Genomic DNA, 241 nt, shown 5'->3' with positions numbered 1-241 from the left:
CTTTTGCCGTTAGAAAGCCAGCCGCCAATAGGTGGATAGGAAGTATTAAAACTTCTTGGGTAATTAAACCACGATTTAGGAGTGCATTTGCCCCACTGAATCGTAAAACCGGTTGAATTATCACGAGCCCATCCATTTGTACCGTTGGAAACCGACCAATTTGAAGTATTTGTATTGGTGTCTTGAGTCCAAACAGAAAACTCAGTGCCATCTCCACGAGTAAAAATTACCTGAGTTCCAG

1 protein-coding gene is annotated in these 241 nt (G+C 42.3%); it reads right to left on the bottom strand.

Annotation, left to right across the window (positions count from 1 at the left end):
* On the bottom strand, nt 1–241 hold a 241-nt coding region (locus ACYQ4O_RS13200; protein WP_460175900.1), incomplete at both ends, for a hypothetical protein.

It is taken from the genome of Turicimonas sp. TL08, from assembly GCF_054660695.1.
This window is presented reverse-complemented; position numbering and strand designations above follow the sequence as displayed.